At 65.7% G+C, this 17,585-nt stretch carries 19 protein-coding genes and 1 riboswitch; of the genes, 8 read left to right on the top strand and 11 right to left on the bottom strand.

What is annotated here, in order from left to right:
• The 4 genes from WAO18_RS21285 to WAO18_RS21270 all read right to left on the bottom strand — a co-directional run.
• A partial coding sequence (locus WAO18_RS21285) for a YncE family protein (protein WP_422208213.1) occupies positions 1–614 on the bottom strand: 614 nt, incomplete at its 3' end.
• Positions 611–1,333 (bottom strand): AIM24 family protein, encoded by a 723-nt coding sequence (locus tag WAO18_RS21280; RefSeq protein WP_422208212.1) that lies wholly within the window; start codon positions 1,331–1,333, stop codon positions 611–613. The genes WAO18_RS21280 and WAO18_RS21285, both read right to left, overlap by 4 nt.
• A 9-nt stretch (positions 1,334–1,342) precedes the next feature.
• Complete coding sequence (locus WAO18_RS21275) at positions 1,343–1,597, bottom strand: hypothetical protein (protein WP_422208211.1); 255 nt, start codon at positions 1,595–1,597, stop codon at positions 1,343–1,345.
• 110 nt (positions 1,598–1,707) lie between these two features.
• Positions 1,708–2,874, bottom strand: coding sequence for a BTAD domain-containing putative transcriptional regulator (locus WAO18_RS21270; protein WP_422208210.1), 1,167 nt, complete (start codon positions 2,872–2,874; stop codon positions 1,708–1,710).
• 71 nt (positions 2,875–2,945) lie between these two features.
• Here WAO18_RS21270 and WAO18_RS21265 point away from each other — a divergent pair, with 71 nt between their 5' ends.
• Together WAO18_RS21265 and WAO18_RS21260 are read left to right on the top strand one after the other, a co-directional pair.
• On the top strand, positions 2,946–4,802 hold the full coding sequence (locus tag WAO18_RS21265; protein ID WP_422208209.1) for a serine/threonine-protein kinase: 1,857 nt from the start codon (positions 2,946–2,948) through the stop codon (positions 4,800–4,802).
• A 56-nt stretch (positions 4,803–4,858) separates the two neighbouring features.
• On the top strand, positions 4,859–5,206 hold the full coding sequence (locus WAO18_RS21260) for a hypothetical protein (protein WP_422208208.1): 348 nt from the start codon (positions 4,859–4,861) through the stop codon (positions 5,204–5,206).
• Positions 5,207–5,213: 7 nt separating this feature from the next.
• On the opposite strand, the gene WAO18_RS21255 is transcribed toward WAO18_RS21260, so the two are convergent.
• From WAO18_RS21255 to thiO, 6 genes are all read right to left on the bottom strand, one after another.
• Positions 5,214–6,701 (bottom strand): M28 family metallopeptidase, encoded by a 1,488-nt coding sequence (locus WAO18_RS21255; protein ID WP_422208207.1) that lies wholly within the window; start codon positions 6,699–6,701, stop codon positions 5,214–5,216.
• Positions 6,702–6,739: 38 nt separating this feature from the next.
• The gene (locus WAO18_RS21250) at positions 6,740–7,699 is read right to left on the bottom strand and encodes an anti-sigma factor RsbA family regulatory protein (protein WP_422208206.1); all 960 of its coding nucleotides are present in this window, start codon (positions 7,697–7,699) and stop codon (positions 6,740–6,742) included.
• 76 nt (positions 7,700–7,775) lie between these two features.
• A complete protein-coding gene (locus tag WAO18_RS21245; protein ID WP_422208205.1) occupies positions 7,776–8,543 on the bottom strand; it encodes an SGNH/GDSL hydrolase family protein in 768 nt (255 codons plus the stop codon).
• A complete protein-coding gene (locus WAO18_RS21240) occupies positions 8,540–9,298 on the bottom strand; it encodes a thiazole synthase (RefSeq protein WP_422208204.1) in 759 nt (252 codons plus the stop codon). Before WAO18_RS21240 ends, WAO18_RS21245 begins: the two co-directional genes overlap by 4 nt.
• Entirely contained in the window at positions 9,291–9,488 is a 198-nt protein-coding gene (thiS, locus tag WAO18_RS21235; protein WP_422208203.1) for a sulfur carrier protein ThiS, read from the bottom strand. Before thiS ends, WAO18_RS21240 begins: the two co-directional genes overlap by 8 nt.
• A gap of 79 nt (positions 9,489–9,567) precedes the next feature.
• Complete coding sequence (gene thiO, locus WAO18_RS21230) at positions 9,568–10,581, bottom strand: glycine oxidase ThiO (protein WP_422208202.1); 1,014 nt, start codon at positions 10,579–10,581, stop codon at positions 9,568–9,570.
• A riboswitch (TPP riboswitch) is annotated at positions 10,572–10,679 on the bottom strand. (Overlaps the previous gene by 10 nt.)
• A gap of 54 nt (positions 10,680–10,733) precedes the next feature.
• On the opposite strand from thiO, the gene thiE reads away from it, so the two are divergent.
• Positions 10,734–11,411: a thiamine phosphate synthase gene (gene thiE, locus WAO18_RS21225; protein ID WP_422208215.1), complete on the top strand. Its 678-nt coding sequence runs from the start codon at positions 10,734–10,736 to the stop codon at positions 11,409–11,411.
• Here thiE and WAO18_RS21220 read toward each other — a convergent pair.
• Entirely contained in the window at positions 11,383–12,006 is a 624-nt protein-coding gene (locus tag WAO18_RS21220) for an NUDIX hydrolase (protein WP_422208201.1), read from the bottom strand. The two genes, thiE and WAO18_RS21220, sit on opposite strands and share 29 nt — an antisense overlap.
• A gap of 165 nt (positions 12,007–12,171) precedes the next feature.
• Between WAO18_RS21220 and glnX the strand changes: the two genes are divergently transcribed.
• From glnX to WAO18_RS21195, 5 genes are read left to right on the top strand one after another with little or no spacing between them, the layout of a single operon-like run.
• Complete coding sequence (gene glnX / locus WAO18_RS21215) at positions 12,172–13,491, top strand: protein kinase G-activating protein GlnX (protein ID WP_422208200.1); 1,320 nt, start codon at positions 12,172–12,174, stop codon at positions 13,489–13,491.
• On the top strand, positions 13,488–14,462 hold the full coding sequence (locus WAO18_RS21210; protein ID WP_422208199.1) for a glutamate ABC transporter substrate-binding protein: 975 nt from the start codon (positions 13,488–13,490) through the stop codon (positions 14,460–14,462). The genes glnX and WAO18_RS21210 overlap by 4 nt, the downstream gene beginning before the upstream one ends.
• A complete protein-coding gene (locus tag WAO18_RS21205) occupies positions 14,462–16,720 on the top strand; it encodes a serine/threonine-protein kinase PknG (protein ID WP_422208198.1) in 2,259 nt (752 codons plus the stop codon). The genes WAO18_RS21210 and WAO18_RS21205 overlap by 1 nt, the downstream gene beginning before the upstream one ends.
• Positions 16,721–16,766: 46 nt before the next feature.
• The gene (locus WAO18_RS21200; protein ID WP_422208197.1) at positions 16,767–16,988 is read left to right on the top strand and encodes a hypothetical protein; all 222 of its coding nucleotides are present in this window, start codon (positions 16,767–16,769) and stop codon (positions 16,986–16,988) included.
• 33 nt (positions 16,989–17,021) lie between these two features.
• Positions 17,022–17,345, top strand: coding sequence for a DUF1800 family protein (locus WAO18_RS21195; protein WP_422208214.1), 324 nt, complete (start codon positions 17,022–17,024; stop codon positions 17,343–17,345).
• The last annotated feature ends 240 nt before the right edge of the window (positions 17,346–17,585 follow it).

Raw genomic sequence — 17,585 nt, 5'->3', positions numbered from 1 at the left:
TGCGGGTGGTGGGCCAGCACATAAGCCCAAGCTCCATCCGGGCTCAGCGTGATGTCGCGCACCGGCGCCCCCACCGGGATGGTCGCCACAGTCCGCCGCCGGGCACTGTCGACGACAACGAGTTCGCCGTCGCGGTGGCTGCACATGCTCGCGTACAGATACCCGTCGGCACCGGTGCGTATCACGTCGATGCTCGACGTGCCGCTCGCGGTGATCGGTATCGACGTGATTTCGGCCGTCGCGAGATCGACAGCCGCAACTTCGCTGCCCAACCGCCCCGTCCTGGCCGCGAACGCCCGTGCGCCATCCGGGCTGACGGCGATCCCGGTGACGGTGAACGCCAACGGATGCACCGATAAGACGGTCTTGCTGTCGATATCGAGCACCGATATGGCGTCGTAGCTCGCCGAGGTGGTCGCGACAACCGCGCGACCACCTGCCGCTGCGACGGCCACCGGATCACCGTCCACCCGGATGGCGACGGCCGCTGCCGGATCCTCCGCGTCGAGTATCGATATGGTGCAGTCGCACGGATGCGTCGCGATCAGGGTGCCGCTCGTGGGGTCGACGGCAAGATCGCCGATCGGGTTGCAGAAACAGGTCGACACGCTCATGTCGACGCGTCGCCGGCCATGTCCACATACATCGACTGAAGACCAACCCGACCGGGCCCGGTGAAGCGATTGAAGACGAGATTGCCACCGCCACCGAACATTCCGGTGCGCAATCCATATACCTGCGGATTCATCCGGACACTTTCGTCACGGTAGATCCAACTTCCCGGCTCCACATCGATCTGCTCGCCGGGCGCGAGGACCTTTTCGAAAACGTTGCCATAGCCGTGCAGCCACAGCACGCCCTCTGACTGTGTTGCGGCGAACCGGTCCACGAAGAACCCGGTCGAGCCGAACAGCATGTTCGAGATTCCTTTTTGGCGGGTGAATCCATATTCCAAATTGCCTGTGGCCGCTAGGTATTGGTGCTCGCGGACCTCGACAGCAGCGCCCGGCTGCAGGTGCAACGGAAACACGTGCCCGGTGCCGTCGCGGGAAAACGCGACTTGGCCCGGTCCACGCGCCTCCGTCATGAGCAGTTGCATGCCCGCGATCATCCGCTTGAGCGCACCCTTACCCCTGAGCCCGATGTCGAGCGCAGGGTCCTTCCACAGAATGACGTGATGCTCGAAGAACACCGGCACGCTGCCGTCCAGCCAGATGTGCAGCACCGGCACCAACTCGCCGTCGATGCGGTAGTACACACCAGGGGCACGGCCGTCGGCGACGGTGGTGGGCAGCAACTGTGGGGGCTCGGGCCGATGGGGTGAATTGATCATCTTCCCGGCTCAGGGGCGCTTGGCGTAGCGAGTGAGAAATCCGGTCGCCGCAATCGCCGCGACGACGCCGATCACGCCCCACAGCACGATGGAGAACACGAGTGACCCGAACAGAAAGTCATACGTCAACGAGAGATAGATCGACCACAGCACCCGATAGACGCACCAGAAGGCAAGCAGTCCTGCGCTGATCCCGATGATCAGGCTGCGGTTGCGATCGACCTGGTCGATCTGTTCCTCGATGCTGGTGGGCAGAAGCTTCATGTGCGTTGTCCTTTCGTGAGGTTGCGGTGCTGCGGTGCAGCATCTGCGCTCACTCACGGTGCGACACAGCGCTTACTGGATCCTTAATGCAACGTCCGCCCGACCGCCGGCTACGTCGACGAGGAGTCGACTCCGGTTTCGAGGGTGAATTCCTCGTCGCCGATCCGGATGCGGTCGCCCTCGTGCAGTTCGGCGCTGGGGTCGATACGTTTCCGGCGCACCCGGACGCCGTTCGCCGATCCCAGATCCGTGATCAGGATCGTCCGGCCGTCATCGGCGATCACGGCGTGGTGGCGGCTGACCTTGGCGTCGGACAGCACAATATCGTTGTCGGGGCTGCGACCTATCCGGGTGGCTGTTCCGGTTAACGCATAGCGTCGCCCATCAGCGCCAACTAATGCCGCCGTCGCCGGCCGTCGTGCTCCGATTGCGTTGTCCGACTGGGCGACAATGGTGTCCTCGGCGTGTGACTGGGCTGCCTTGCGGGCGTCCAACGGTTCTTGGCGCAGGATCCGCTCGTACAGCTCGCGGATCGTCCATCCCGGGTCGATGCCCAAGTCTTCCGCCAGCAGAGCTTTCAGCCGAAGGTACGCGTCCAGGGCATCCGATTGACGGTCCGACAAGTAGTAGGCGGTAATCAGCTGCGCCCACAACGGTTCTCGATAGCCATGTCGGGTGCACAGCGCCTCCAGCTCCGCGATCACATTATGCGGTCGACCGCATGCGATTTCGGCTTCCGCACGCGCGATGTAGACCAGCACCCTCTCCTCGTCGAGCGCCGCGGCCAGGGTCTCGACGAAGTGAAAGTCGGTCAGGTCCTCCAGAACCGGGCCGCGCCACTCGCCGAGCGCGGCCAACAGGTGCTGGCTGGCCTGCTCGAACTGCGCGGCGGCTGCGGCCTGCACTCCGGCGTTCTTCGCGGCGATGAAGCGGCCAAAGTCGTACTGATCGTCGCCGATGGACAGTTGATAGCCCGGCGGTCTGCTGGCGAGCACCGCACGGTCAATGCCCGCACCGCTCATCAACCGGCGCAAATTGGAGATGTAGGCATGCAGCGTGGCCCGCGCTCCGTGCGGCGGCTGCTGGTCCCACGCGGCACCGATGAGCGAGTCGATGCTCACCGGTCGATTCGCGTTGACGATCAACATCGCCAGCACCGCACGCTGCTTCGGCGTGCCCAATGGCAACGATTCATCGCCAATGCGCACCTGCAACGGGCCCAATACGCCGAACTGGGCCGCCGCAAAGGACCGCCCCGCGCCCAATCCATCGGCCATCATGATGTTTCTACGCTCACCAGGTTCGCCAGCTAAACAACAGCAGCATAGCTTCCAGATAGGATTTGCCCATGCAGGTGTCGGTAGGTGAAGTGTTCGCGGGGTTCACAATCCTGCGCGTGCTGGGCGCCGGCGGCATGGGCACCGTGTACTTGGCGGAGCATCCACGGTTGCCACGGCAGGACGCGTTGAAGGTTCTGGCGGAGCAATGGACCGCGGATCCGCAGTATCGTGCACGGTTTCTACGCGAGGCCGATCTGACCGCCAGCTTGTCGCATCCCAACATCTTGGGTGTTCATGACCGCGGTGAATACGACGGGCAGTTGTGGATCTCGATGGACTACGTCGGGGGCACGGACGCGTCCAAGCTGGTTCGCGAGCACCACCCCGACGGGCTGCCTGCCGATCAGGCGGTGGAAATCATCACCGCAGTGGCCGCGGCGTTGGATTATGCGCATCAGCGGGGGCTGTTGCACCGCGATGTGAAACCGGCCAACATCTTGCTCGATCCGCGGGAGCAACGAATCTTTCTGGCCGACTTCGGTATCGCACGCCTTATCGATGACCCAGCGGGGCTGACCACGACAAACATGGCGGTCGGCACGGTGGCCTACGCGGCTCCCGAGCAGCTGAGGGGCGAGCCGGTCGACGGGCGCACCGATCAATACGCACTGGCGTGCACAGCTTTTGATCTATTGACCGGCGCGCCGCCGTATGTCGATTCCAATCCTGCCGTAGTGATCACCAAACATGTTGCGGCGCCGATACCTTCGCTGGGAGAACGGCGACCGGAGTTGGCTGTGCTCAATCCTGTGCTGGCCAGGGCGATGGCCAAGGCACCTGCCGACCGGTATCCCAACTGCCGGGACTTCGCCAGAGAACTGAGCAATCTCCTCAGTCCGCCGTCCGGCAACCTCCAGCCGCCGCCACCACCTCCGACAGCCCCAAGCCCACTCGCCCCCACCCTGATGACGGTCACAAGGCGGCTGCCTAGACCGAAACTGATTGTGTCGCTGGCAGTTACCACGCTGCTGCTCGTCGCTGCGGCGGTGGTTGCAGGTGTGACGCTGACCCACCGCCACGATCGGGCCGGCAGCACGCCAGCGGCCACCACCACGCATCCGTTCAGCGGTATCTACCGAGCGGACTACGGCCCAGGCACCGATCTCGAGGGTAAAACGGTCGCGGGCGCCCCGCCGATGACGGGCTCTTGGGATGTGCGCTCGGCGTGCGGCTCCGGCGGCTGTATAGCGACGGCGTCCTACGTCGGCAGCAGTGGAATCGTGCTCGTCTCGAACTTGGTGTTCGATCAGATCGGCAGTAGTTGGGTCGCCGTGGGCCTGGGGTCAACGACTTGCAATGACGCACCAGCCGAAGTCTGGGTAGTGTTCACGCTGCAACCGCAGCCGGATGGCACGTTGACGGGCGAAACCACCAGGTCCACCGTCAACAGCTGCAGTACCGCGAAGAGGACCGTAACCTTCACCCGCACCGGCGATCCCGACCTCGCCAAAGTTCCCGACCCGGCTGCCTTGCCGCCGCGAGCGGCATCCCCGTCGACCGCACTTCGTGGCCGCTACCACGAAACCATCACCTATTCGAACGGCGGCTCTGCGCCGGGGCAGGACGATCTGACCGTCCGCACGGTCTGTCTACGTACCGGCGATCGGTGCATGAGTCTGTTCCACGCGATCGACGGGGTCGTGCCTCTGGTGTTCAGCGGCGGCAAATGGACCCGTGACGACGAGGGCACCGTGCCATGCAATCTCGGCGGCACCGTGCATATCAAACTCAGCGCGGAGTATCCGCTGCCCGACCCGTTGCAAGATCCAATTCCGCTACTCACCGGGCATGGCCACAATGTGACAACGGGAAGCGCTTGCGCCGGTGGAGATTTCGAAGACAAATTTGAGCGGACCGGCGACTAGCCGACTGCTGGCCGCTATTTAGGATCTATTCAGCGCCGCCGTCTACCGTGTTCGCCATGAACATCGCACGCAATCGGAAGCGGATCCTCAGCGCCGCACTACTGTCGGGCGGCATCGCGGTTGCCGCGCTGGCCACCGGTACTGCCCATGCCGATACCGGTCTCGCGCCGCAAACCCACACCCCTTATGCCACAGACAACTTCTCAGTGCCCCACCAATGGTGTCCGGGGCAGCCGTTGCCGATGGACGACGTCCACTGGGACAACAACATCTGCCACACCTGGTTCTGGGTGCCCGTCGGCGGAATGGGCAATGCCGGCCAGTTCGTCTGGGACGGAGCGACTCCCCCGCCGCACGGTCCGCCGCCTTGCTACGGGGCCCCGATCTGCCTGCCGGGACTGTAGCCGCAATTCATTTCTTCCCGAGCTCATGACGGGTCCGGTCGTCGCGGACCGGAATACCGTTGCGGCCAGAAAGATCCTGGGCATACAGACCGGTCGCATAGGCGACGCCCCCGCCGTTGATGCCAAGCTCGGCGCGGTCGATGTGCTCCAAGGTGTCGGTGCTCTTGTGGTAGTTGGGATCGAAGGGTTGATCCGCCTCACCACCCCAGAGCTTGGCCTCCGCCGCGGATTTCTTGTTCTCGGCGCCGGAGAACAACCCGCCCGACGGGATGCCCGCCTGGGTGAAGCCGTCGTAATCGGACCTGCCGTCAAAAGACGTGTCCTGTGGGGTCTTTCCGGCGGAGTTGAGGTAGGCCGCCAGCGAGCGCTCGATTCCGGCCGAGCCCTCGGGCACCACTGGACTGCCCCGTTTGTCACCCGGCAACGACTGGTCGCCGTCGTAGGTGAAGTAACCCGGGTTCGGCGAAGCAAGCATGTCGAAGTTCAAATACAGCGCAATGCTTTTGAGTGCGTCGATGTCCAGTGACTCCACGTACTTCCGCGACCCGATCAGTCCGAGTTCCTCAGCACCCCAGAAGCCGAATCGCACCGCATTGTGAATACCCGGCGAGCTACCCAATTGCAGTGCGGTCTCGAGCACCGCGGCCACGCCGGATCCGTTGTCGTTGATGCCGGGCCCCTCGGGAACGCTGTCGAGATGTGCCCCCGCCATCACCACATCGCTGGTCGAACCGGTCTTGGTTTGCGCGATCACGTTGCGGGCCTGAATGGTCTTGGTCTCTGCGGAGAGTTGTACTGTCGCAGGCCCCACGGTGGTGCGTAGCTGCACCCCGTCCGACTTGGTGACGCTGACGACCGGGATCTTGACGTCGGTGTTCTCGCCGAGGGTGCCGCCCATCTGCTCTTCGACGACGTTATCCGCCACCACGATCGCCACCGCGCCTCGTTGCGCAGCGGCCCCCTCCTTCTGGGCGAACGGACAGGTGCCGCGATCCACCAGCACCACCGCACCGTTGACCGGAAGGTTGTCGTAGTCGGCGGCATTGCAGCCGGGGCTTGCGTCCGTCGGCACTGAAACCAGCGGGCCGGTCACCCCGACCTGTGGGGTGGCGGGGCTGTACTCCAGTGCCTTCGCGTCGAACTTCTTTCCGGCAACGGTCACCGAGCCCGGCTCGGCGTGAAAGACATGCGCATCGAATTGCATGGTCTGCACGTCAAAGCCCTTGTCCCGCAACTTCCCCACCACGTAGTCGACGCTGGCGTCGTAGCCCGGAGTGCCGACCGCGCGAGTGTGGCCGTTCGCATTGGCGATGTCTTGCAGCTTGGTCAGGTGGGCCATCATCGCGTCGGCGCTGACCCGCCCGCGCAGGGCGGCGGCGAAGTCCGGGCCCGATCTCGGTTTCATCGAGTTGGCGGTGTCGGAGGACGCACACCCGCCGGTTGCCAACAGCAGAGCCGCGAAGGCGGCGAGGATCGGTGTTGATTTGTTAGCCATCGCGCCCCAGGTTAGACGCCCGCGTGCGAATTGCACCGTTAGCTGGCAACCTCGGAGGAATCTGCGTGCCGCAGATAAGCGTGGATCGTGGTGCCGTCGGACGTCGTATGCGTCCGCAACAAGTCAGCGATCGCGTTGACCACAAAGAGCCCAAACGGACCTGCGCTGCCGGCGGCGGGCGGGCGGCGCCCGGCGAGCGGGTCTGCCCAATAGCCCGTGTCGCGCGCCTCGCAGACCACGTACCCGGCTTCGTACCAAAACGCCATTCGGCACGCACCGCCGGCGTGGTCGAGGCTGTTGGTCGCCAACTCGGTAGCGACCAACAGCAGATCGGCGAGGCGGTCGGCGGCCATGCCCAGCAGTCGGCCATAGCGTTCACCGCACCTGCGGACGCCGGCCAGATCCGCAGCTTGATCCACGTTGTGCGTCACGGCGGCCGGGCTGGTGGCCAGCGGTTGGTTGCACTGGTCGAGTGCGGCCTCGACCGCGTACTCCGGACAGTGTCGCCGTGATCCGCCCAGCCAGATCTGCGGATGGGTGAGGCGGACATGCGCCAGGACGCTTTCATCCAGGCCCGACGCATCGTAGGGACACAGACCGGTGATGTCGGAGCCCGCAAACGCGATATTGGCAAGAGCCTCGTGCTGCATGCACGCGAGGTACTCCGATGCGCTCCGGCCCGCCCACGCCGGTTCGGCGATGACTCGCACATGCTGACCCGCGTGCCGTTCGACGAAAGCCAGTTGCCCGGCAAGGATGCGTCCAGGATTGCGGCCGAAGTCGGTGATGTCGGCCATCGTCACCTCAACGGCCGCATCTCCCAGCGCGCTGCTCACCGACGCAAGCCTGTCCCCCGGAACCGCGAGCAAGATGGGCTGCAGTTGGTTCAGCCCGTCCTCAATGAATTGCACCAGCCGGTCGACGTATTCGCGCTCTGAGTGATAGAAGAGCGCCGAATGGTCGTAGCCTTGACGGTGCACATGTGTGCTCGGTGTCATATGGACGGTTTAATCCCTCGGCAGCGTTTGCCTGCATGGTCGCGTCGTTAGATTTACCCAGGCGCCAAAAACCTAATCAGGCTTCGTCGGTCTGCTTCACGATCAGGTCGGCCACGACGCGCATACCTGCGGCGTTGGGATGAAACGGCGCCGGACGCCACGGCCATGGCACGCCAGCGGCCACCGCCCAGGGGTCCGTTGACCAGCCGTGATGGTCCCTGCTGGCCTGGCCGGCGCGGACCAGCTCGCAGCCGGTCGCGTGCGCGGCCGCCGCCGTCGCCTCCTCCAGACGTGCGCCGACATAACGACCCAAGTCCGCGTGTTGCGCGGACAAGGGTGTGGCGGGCGCACCATCGGCAGGCAGCAGGGTGAGGTAGTCGACGAAAATCACCCGGGCCCGCGGGGCACGCTGCCGCACTGCGGTCCCGACGGCCTGCAGCGAGTCGCCGATCCCGTCGAGCGCTTGCCGGCGGGCGCCGGGGTCGAGCAGCTCGCGCAGTCCGCCCGCGATCGGGGGCAACCGACGAACAACCGCAGGAATCGACGCGGCCATCAGCAACGGCACGTACCCGACGTCGTTCCCGCCGATCGTGATGGTCACCAATTCCTCGGAGCCATCCAGCGCCTCGATTTGGGGTGGCGCGCTTCGCTGACGCTCGGCGAGCACGTGCGCCGTGGTGGCACCCGAGAACGTGACGTCGATCAGGTCGAGGTTCAGCTGCTCAGCCACCAGATGGGCGTAGTTGCGCGATGAACGACCCGACCTGAACGGCGCGCCCGGGGCAGACGGCCGGATACCGGGGCCGGCCGCCATCGAGCTGCCGAGCGCCACGTAACGGCTCATATGCCGGGGCTCGAAGCCTGGGCCCAGAACCGCTTCGGGATGCGCCCCGCGCGTCGGGCCAGATATCCCGCGGTGACAGCGGCAGCCATTGCCGCGGCCATCGTGGGCGGGTCAGCGGCGCGGGTCACCGCGGTGGCCAACAGCACGGCGTCGCAACCCAATTCCATCGCGAGCGCGGCATCGCTCGCCGTGCCGATCCCGGCATCGAGTACAACGGGGACACTGGCTTGGTCGACGATCATTTCGATGTTGTGCGGGTTGGCGATTCCCAACCCAGTGCCGATCGGTGACCCGAGCGGCATCACCGCCGCGCAGCCGGTGTCTTCCAGTCGTTTGGCAAGCACCGGGTCGTCGTTGGTGTACGGCAGCACCACGAACCCGTCGTCAACCAATTGCTCTGCGGCACGGACTAACTCGACGGCATCCGGCAAGAGTGTGCGCTCGTCGGCGATCACTTCCAGCTTGACCCACTCGGTGCCCAGTGCTTCGCGCGCGAGTTGCGCGGTGAGCACCGCCTCGGCTGCGCCACGGCAACCTGCGGTGTTGGGCAATGGCGTAATGCCCAACCGGTTCAACAGATCGAGCATGCCCGTACCACCGACCGCATCGACGCGCCGCATCGCCACGGTGGTCAACTCGGTACCCGAAGCGATCAACGCCGCCTCGAGGACCGCAAGGTTCGCCGCCCCCCCGGTGCCCATGATCAACCGGGAGGTGAAGCTGCGCCCGGCGATGGTCAGTTTCGAGTCAGCCACCCTGCACCGCCGTCACCACCTCGATATTGGCACCATCGGAAAGTGTTGTCGCCCAGCTAGATCGCGGCAAAACAGCCTGGTCGATCGCGACCGCTATGCCACGGTCCGGATACCCCAGGGACTGCAGCAGGGCTGCAACCGTGGTGTGGTCGTCGACCTCGAGGTCGTCGGCATTCACCCGCACTATCATCTGTGCCGCTCCTCCTCATCGCTTCGTCCCCCTCGCCGCTTCGCGGCTGGAGGAGCCCCCACTGCATCGTCGCCGGCCGTCATGTGTGGGCTCCAACCGGAATGAGTTCGGACACAATCTGTTCAGCGGTCCAAGGCGCCAGAAGAAAACCGGACCGCCCGTGGCCGGCGGCAATCAGCGTCCGCGCATCCAGGCGTCCCACCAACGGCAGGTTGTCCGGCGTCATCGGACGCAGACCGGCGACGCACTCCGCCAGCTCGTACTCGCCGAGCGCCGGCAGGACCGTGCATGCGTCGTCGAGCAGGTCTCGCACGCCGGACACCGTGGGCGCGGTGTCGCGGCCATGCTCGTATTGGGTCGCGCCCACCACCACGCCGTCGACACGTGGAACCACATATACCTGGCGGCCGTGCACCCGAGCCCGAATTACGCGCTGCGGCAATGGCATACACCCACTCCGCCAGCGCAGGCGCAACACTTCACCTTTCACCGGCCGAATCGGCAGACCGGGCCACAGCGTGGGGGCGTCGATACCGTTGGCGATCACGACCGCATCGGCCTGCACAGAATCCAGCCCGGCAACCGGGCCGTCCCAGGCGACGCCGAGGCCTTCGCACGCTGCCGACAATCCGTCGAGTAGCGCGCGGTTGTCCACCGCCAGCTCGGTGGGCGCCCGAAAACCATGCCGAATACCTTGCGCCAGCATGGGTTCGGTGTCACGAACCGACGACTCCCAGATCACCGGATGTCCCTGCGCGGACAGCCAGTCGGCGACGGTGTGCAAGTCGGCCACATCGGCACGGTCGACGGCGACGGCCAATGACTCCCGCGCCGTGATCACCTGACCGGGCAGACCGTCAGCGAATCCGCCCTGCCACAGCCGCAATGACTCCAGGCCCAATTGCAGCAATCGCTCCTCGCCCGGCCAGCCTTCGCTGTGCGGTGCCAGCATTCCGGCGGCTACCCATGACGCACCGGGTTGCCCGGAGCGATGTACCCGCACCGACCAACCGGCCTGAGCCGCGCGGCGAGCCACCGACAGACCGATGACGCCGCCGCCGATGACGGCCAGCGTTCCCGAGTCCGGTGGCATCTTCGCTCCCTTCGCCGGCATGATCCGGATCAGGTGTGACGGTAAGGGCCGCGCGCCCACTCTCAGCCCCCGTGCGTGGGACTCCCGTGTCGACTCACCACGGTAGTCGTTAGCGTCGCGGTGTGCACCAACCTCATGGCCCCACTCCTCGCATCGCCGCCGGGGCGCCTAAAGACCGGCTCGTGAACGCGCGACTGTATCTATGCACCGACGCGCGTCGCGACCGTGGCGACCTGGCCGAGTTCGCCGACGCCGCTCTGGCCGGAGGGGTAGACATCATTCAGCTGCGCGACAAGGGTTCGGCGGCTGAGCAGCGGCGGGGCCCACTGGAAGCCCGCGACGAACTGGCTGCGCTGGAGGTGCTCGCCGACGCCGCCCACCGGCACGGCGCCCTGCTGGCCGTCAACGACCGCGCCGACATCGCCCGCGCGGCGGGTGCCGCCGTGCTGCACCTGGGCCAAGATGATCTGCCGTTGAGGGTGGCACGCGACATCGTCGGCCCCCACACGCTGATCGGCCGCTCGACTCACGATCGTCAGCAGGTCAGCGCGGCGATCGCCGAGGCGGTCGACTATTTCTGCGTCGGGCCGTGCTGGCCGACGCCCACCAAGCCCGGACGTCCGACGCCCGGGCTGCCACTGATCCAGGCCACCGCCGAGCTGGCCTGCGACAAACCCTGGTTCGCCATCGGCGGCATCGACGCGGTCCGACTGCCCGAGGTGCTGGACGCGGGCGCGCGCCGAATCGTGGTTGTTCGGGCGATCACCGGCGCGGAGGATCCACGGGCCGCCGCCCAGCAGCTCAGTTCGGCACTTGCAGCAGCGAGCTGATCCGAGAGCTGAGCTCCGACGGCGCGTGATCCGGTTGGCCCGCGGTGCACCACACGAAAACTCCCTGCTCGATCTCGATCGTGCGCGGCAGGTTGCGTCGCAAATCGTCGTCGTGGCTTAACGGGAGGACCTCTGGCACAGTCCGCAGCCGCTGCCAGCTGGCCGCGAATCCGGGATGCAGCGGCAGTTCGGCCACCTCGTCCTCGCCGACCCAGCGCATCTCGGCGCTCTCGAAGTTGGCCACTGTCTGCAGTTGCTCAACTGCGTCGGCGATGACGGTGGTGTAGGTCCAGTGCGTGCCGCCCGCCGTCGCGGTAATCACGGTCGCTCGGACCGCCACCAGCTCACTGGGCAGGCCGGCTTCCTCGTGCGCCTCACGGACGGCGGCCTCTTCGGCACTCTCGTGGCTGTCCCGAGCCCCGCCCGGCAGACCCCACGTCCCGCCCTGATGGCTCCACGGCGCTCTGTGCTGCAGCAACACCGACGGTGTGCCGTCCGGCCGCGGCGCCCTGAGCAGCAGACCCGCCGCGCCGTACCGACCCCAGTAGGGGCTGCCGGTGTCGGACACCACCCATCCGTCACCGTCGCCGCGCACGCGTTCAGGATAAGCAGCACCCCACGACGATGCGTGCCTGTGTCGCGGGCCGGTAACAAGTCGGGAAATCTGAGTGGCCAGGTCCCCGCATCTCCTGAAAACACTCTTAGACTTCGCTTATAGAATTCGTGACACAAACGCCCGAAAGATGAGGTCCGAACCGACGTGACCGTTGAGTTGGCGCATCCGTCGACTGAGCCGCTTGGCTCGCGGTCGCCGACTGAGCCGGCCCACCCCCGCTGGTGGTTCATCGCCACGACACCGGGGCGCATCCTTTCCATCGGTCTGGTCTTGGCGATCCTCGGCGGGCTCAGCGCGTTCGCCACCTCGACCACCATCAACCAGCGACAGCACGCGCTGACCACCGTGTTGAGCCACACCGAGCCGCTGGCGTTCGCGGCCGGGCGGCTCTACACCACGCTGTCGGTGGCCGACGCGGCCGCCGCGACCGCCTTCATCGCCCAGGCCGAACCGCGTACTGTCCGGCAGCGCTACGAGCAGGCGATCACCGACGCAGCGGTGGCAGTGACCAGGGCCTCGAGCGGCTTGACCGACGAGCCGCTGGTGCAGTTGCTCGGGCGGGTCAACGCGGAATTGGCTGTATACACCGGGCTCATCGAGATCGCACGGACCAACAACCGTGCCGGTAACCCGGTCGGCTCGTCATACCTGTCCGAGGCCTCCACGCTGATGCAGTCCAAGATCCTGCCCGACGCGGCGCGGCTGTACAGCGAGACCTCGGTTCGGGTCGACACCGAAACCACTGCGTCCACCCAGATTCCGGCCCCGGTGATCCTGGTCGTCCTGGCGACGGCAGTCATGGGCTCGTTCTCGCACCGGTGGCTGGCGCGTCACACCAATCGGCGAATCAACCCCGGTCTTGTCGCCGGTGCGCTGGCGATTCTCGTTATGGTGGTTTGGGTGGGTACTGCTCTCGCGATCTCCACCGCCAGCAGTCGCAGCGCGAAAAACACTGCGGCAGAGTCGCTGAAGACCATCACCAACTTGTCCATCAGTGCGCAGCAGGCACGTGCCGATGAGACTCTGTCTCTGATCCGGCGCGGCGACGAAGAGGTCCGAAAGCAGTCCTTCTACGAACGCATCGACGCCATGCACAAGCAGCTCGACGGATATCTCGCTCGTGGCGACGCCGTCGACAAGGGCGACTTGCAAGGTGCGGCTCAACTACTGGCTCAGTGGCGGCGCGCCGACGATCGGATCAACGCCTACATCTCGGTCGGTAATTACCGATCCGCCACCCAGGTGGCACTGGGCAGCGGCGAGGACGACTCCACCCCCGCGTTCGACAAGCTCGACCGTGCGCTGGTGAAGGCGATGGAGCAGAGTCGGCACGAACTACGCGACGACATTCTCAACGCGCGCCGCGGACTGGCCGGCGCCACGCTGGGTGCCATCGTGCTGAGTTTGGGCGCGGCAGTCGCCGTGGCTCTCGGGTTGTGGCCACGGCTAAGCGAGTACCGATGATGACGCGGCCACTCCGGATTCTGTGCGCCGCCGCGGCAGCAGCGGCCGTGCTGGCCGGATGCAGTGAGTCGGGTTCCACGGTGGTGGCGCCCGCGCCGACGCTGCCGCCGCCGACCCCGGCCGGAATGCAGGAGATGCCGCCGCAGCCGCCGCTGCCGCCGGACACCAGCGCCGACAGCTGCAATCCCACCGCAAGCCTGCGCCCGTTTGACAATCCGGTCGACTCCGACGCCGCGGTGGCAAATATCCGCGCCCGCGGCAGGCTGATCGTCGGCTTGGACATCGGCAGCAACCTGTTCAGCTTCCGCGATCCGATCACCGGCGAAATCGTCGGCTTCGACGTCGACATCGCCGGCGAGGTGGCACGCGACATCTTCGGCAATCCCTCGCAAGTCGAGTATCGAATCCTGTCGTCCGACGAACGCATCACCGCGCTGGAGAAATCGGAAGTCGACATCGTCGTGAAGACGATGACCATCACCTGCGATCGGCGCAAGCAAGTCAACTTCTCCACTGTCTATCTCGATGCCGCACAGCGCATCCTGGCCTCGCGAGACTCCCCGGTCACCAAGCCGGCCGACCTGTCCGGCAAGCGGGTTTGCGTGGCCAAGGGCACGACGTCCCTGCACCGGATCCGCGAGATCTCGCCGCCGCCGATCTTGGTGGAAGTGGTGAACTGGGCCGACTGCCTGGTGACCTTGCAGCAGCGTCAGGTCGACGCGGTCAGCACCGACGACTCCATCCTGGCCGGGTTGGTGTCTCAGGACCCCTATCTGCACATCGTCGGGCCCAACATGGGCACCCAGCCGTACGGCATCGGTATCAAGCTGGACAACACCGGTTTGGTTCGTTACGTCAACGGCACCCTGGAGCGCATCCGACGCGACGGCACATGGAATACCTTGTACCGCAAATGGTTAACGGTACTCGGCCTGGCTCCGGCGCCGCCTAACCCGAGGTACGTGGACTGATGCCCGCGCGGCCGGTGGACCCGGAAAACCAGGACCCGGACGACTTCGGTCCGGGTACCCAGCCCGCCGATGCAATGGTGGACTCGTCCTCACCAGACCGCCCGGTAGCCACCCAGGCGATCTTCCGGCCCGACTTCGACGATGATGACGACGGCGCGATGCACGCCGTCGACACCACGCCGCGGGAGCGAATGAAGCCGGCCACGCGGGCCCCGGTGCGGCGACTGGGCGGTGGTCTCGTCGAGATTCCGCGGGTGCCCGACATCGATCCACTCGAAGCGTTGATGCCCAATCCGGTTGTGCCGGAATCCAAACGGTTCTGCTGGAACTGTGGACGGCCGGTCGGGCGATCCAGCAAGGACGGCAAGGCGCAGTCGGAGGGCTGGTGCCCGTACTGTGGGAGCCCGTATTCATTCCTGCCGCAACTGAATCCGGGTGACATCGTCGCCGGCCAGTACGTCATCAAAGGCTGCATCGCGCACGGCGGTCTGGGCTGGGTCTACCTGGCGCTCGACCGCAACGTCAACGATCGCCCGGTGGTGCTCAAAGGCCTGGTGCATTCCGGTGACGCCGAAGCCCAAGCCATCGCAATGGCCGAGCGGCGGTTCCTCGCCGAGGTGGTGCACCCCTCGATCGTGCAGATCTTCAACTTCGTCGAGCACACCGATCAGCACGGCGAACCCGTCGGTTACATCGTCATGGAGTACGTCGGTGGCCAGTCGCTCAAACGTCGCAAGGGCGACAGACTGCCCGTCGCCGAAGCCATCGCCTACGTGCTGGAAATCCTTCCGGCGCTGAGCTATTTGCACTCCATCGGTTTGGTCTACAACGACCTCAAACCGGAAAACATTATGCTCACCGAAGAGCAGCTCAAGTTGATCGACCTTGGAGCCGTGTCGCGGATCAACTCGTTCGGCTACCTGTATGGCACACCGGGTTACCAAGCGCCTGAGATCGTGCGAACCGGTCCGACAGTGGCCAGCGACATCTACACGGTCGGTCGCTCGCTGGCGGCGCTGACGCTGAAACTGCGTGCCCGCGGCGGCCGCTACGTCGACGGGCTTCCTGAAGACGACCCGGTGCTGGCCAAATACGACTCGTTCGGCCGGTTGCTACGCCGCGCCATCGATCCGGATCCGCGACGGCGATTCGCCAGCGCGGAAGAGATGTCCGGACAGTTGTCGGGTGTGCTGCGTGAGGTAGTCGCGCAGGACACCGGCGTACGGCGACCCGGTTTGTCGACGATCTTCTCCCGCAGTCGTTCGACGTTCGGCGAATCCCTGTTGGTCGCCCACACCGACGTGTACCTGGACGGCCATGTGCATTCAGAGAAGCTGACCGCCAAAGAGATCGTCACGGCGCTGCAGGTGCCGCTGGTCGATCCGGCCGACGTTGCCGCGCCGCTACTCCAAGCGACCGTGCTGTCCCAGCCGGTGCAGACACTGGATTCGCTGCGCGCATTCCGCCATGGCGCAATGGATTCCGACGATATCGACTTGTCGGATTCCGTCGAGCTGCCGTTGATGGAGGTGAGGGCGTTACTCGACCTTGGCGACGTGGCCAAGGCGACTCGCAAACTCGACGACCTCGCCGAGCGGGTCGGCTGGCGTTGGCGGCTGGTCTGGTATCGCGCGGTGTCCGAGCTGCTGACCGCCGACTACGAATCGGCGAGCAAGCATTTCAGCGAGGTCCTCGACACCTTTCCGGGCGAATTGGCGCCCAAAATGGCGCTGGCCGCGACGGCCGAATTGGCTGGCAGCTCAGACGAACACAAGTACTACGAGGAGGTGTGGAAGACCGACGACGGAGTGATCTCGGCAGCCTTCGGGCTTGCCAGGGCGCAGTCGGTCGAGGGAGACCGCGGCGGTGCGGTCCGCACTCTCGACGAAGTTCCAGCCACCTCAAGGTATTTCACCACCGCGCGGCTAACCAGCGCGGTGACGCTGTTGTCGGGCCGGTCGGCCAGTGAAATCACCGAAGACCAGATCCGCGACGCCGCGCGGCGGGTGGAGGCATTACCGCCAACCGAGCCGAGAGTGCTGCAGATTCGCGCGCTGGTGCTCGGTAGTGCTTTGGACTGGCTGGCAGACCATGAGGCCAGTACCAACCACATTCTGGGCTTCCCATTCACCGAACACGGCTTGCGGCTTGGTGTCGAGGCGTCACTGCGCGGGCTGGCCCGGGCGGCGCCTAGCCAGGCGCACCGCTACAAATTGATCGACCTGGCCAACCGGGTCCGTCCGACCAGCACGTTCTAGCTGGGTCGCAAGGGGATCACAAGCAGACTGCGGCAGAGTCCGGCCCATGGCCGGCCAGTCGGATGGGTGGACCACCACTGCGCGCCTGCTGCGCCGCGCCGGGTTCGGTGTGACGGGCTCACAGGTCGACACCGTCGCCAAGCAAAATTGGTCGGACTACATCGACGCTGCCCTGCGCGCCGACCCCGAGGCCGACCCGGGCGCGGTAGCGACACCGGTACCGACGCTGACCGAAAAGCACCGCCCCGGAAGAGACGCGCCGGCATAGGTTCGCAGAGACTACAACCGCGAAGTGTTCGGCATGATGTCTGGGCTTTCGGAATGGTGGCTACGCCGCATGATCGCGGTGCAACAGCCTGTTCACGAGAAGCTGACACTGTTGTGGCACAACCACTTTGCCACCTTGGCTAAGAAGGCTGGCTTCCCCTCGGAGATGGCGGCGCAAAACCAGACGCTGAGAAAGCTGTCCCTCGGCGATTTCGGCACGCTTGCCTACGCAATGCTGACCGATGCCGCCATGCGGGGCCGGCCGGCGGAGCTTGGGATTTCTGGCCTAGGGCCCGCCGCCGGACACCGGACACCGGACTATCCCAGCTGGTCAGCACCATTGAGGGGATTTGGTTAGGGCAGGAAACGCCACAGCAGCCAGTCGCCATTGCCCGTGCTTGCACCTCTGTTGGAACCGAAAGCTCTTGTGGAAAGGTGCGGATAGGTCAGCCAGAGGCGCCGTGCGTGCCGGGCGTGCCGTCGTGGCCGAAGATGCCGCCTTGGCCACCGGCGCCGCCGGCGCCGCCGGTGCCACCGAAGCCGCCGTTGCCGCCGTTGCCGCCGTCACCAAACAGTGTCGCGCCGTTGCCACCGCCGC

The sequence above is a fragment of the Mycobacterium sp. genome (assembly GCF_049278535.1).
Taxonomy (GTDB): Bacteria; Actinomycetota; Actinomycetes; order Mycobacteriales; family Mycobacteriaceae; genus Mycobacterium.
This window is presented reverse-complemented; position numbering and strand designations above follow the sequence as displayed.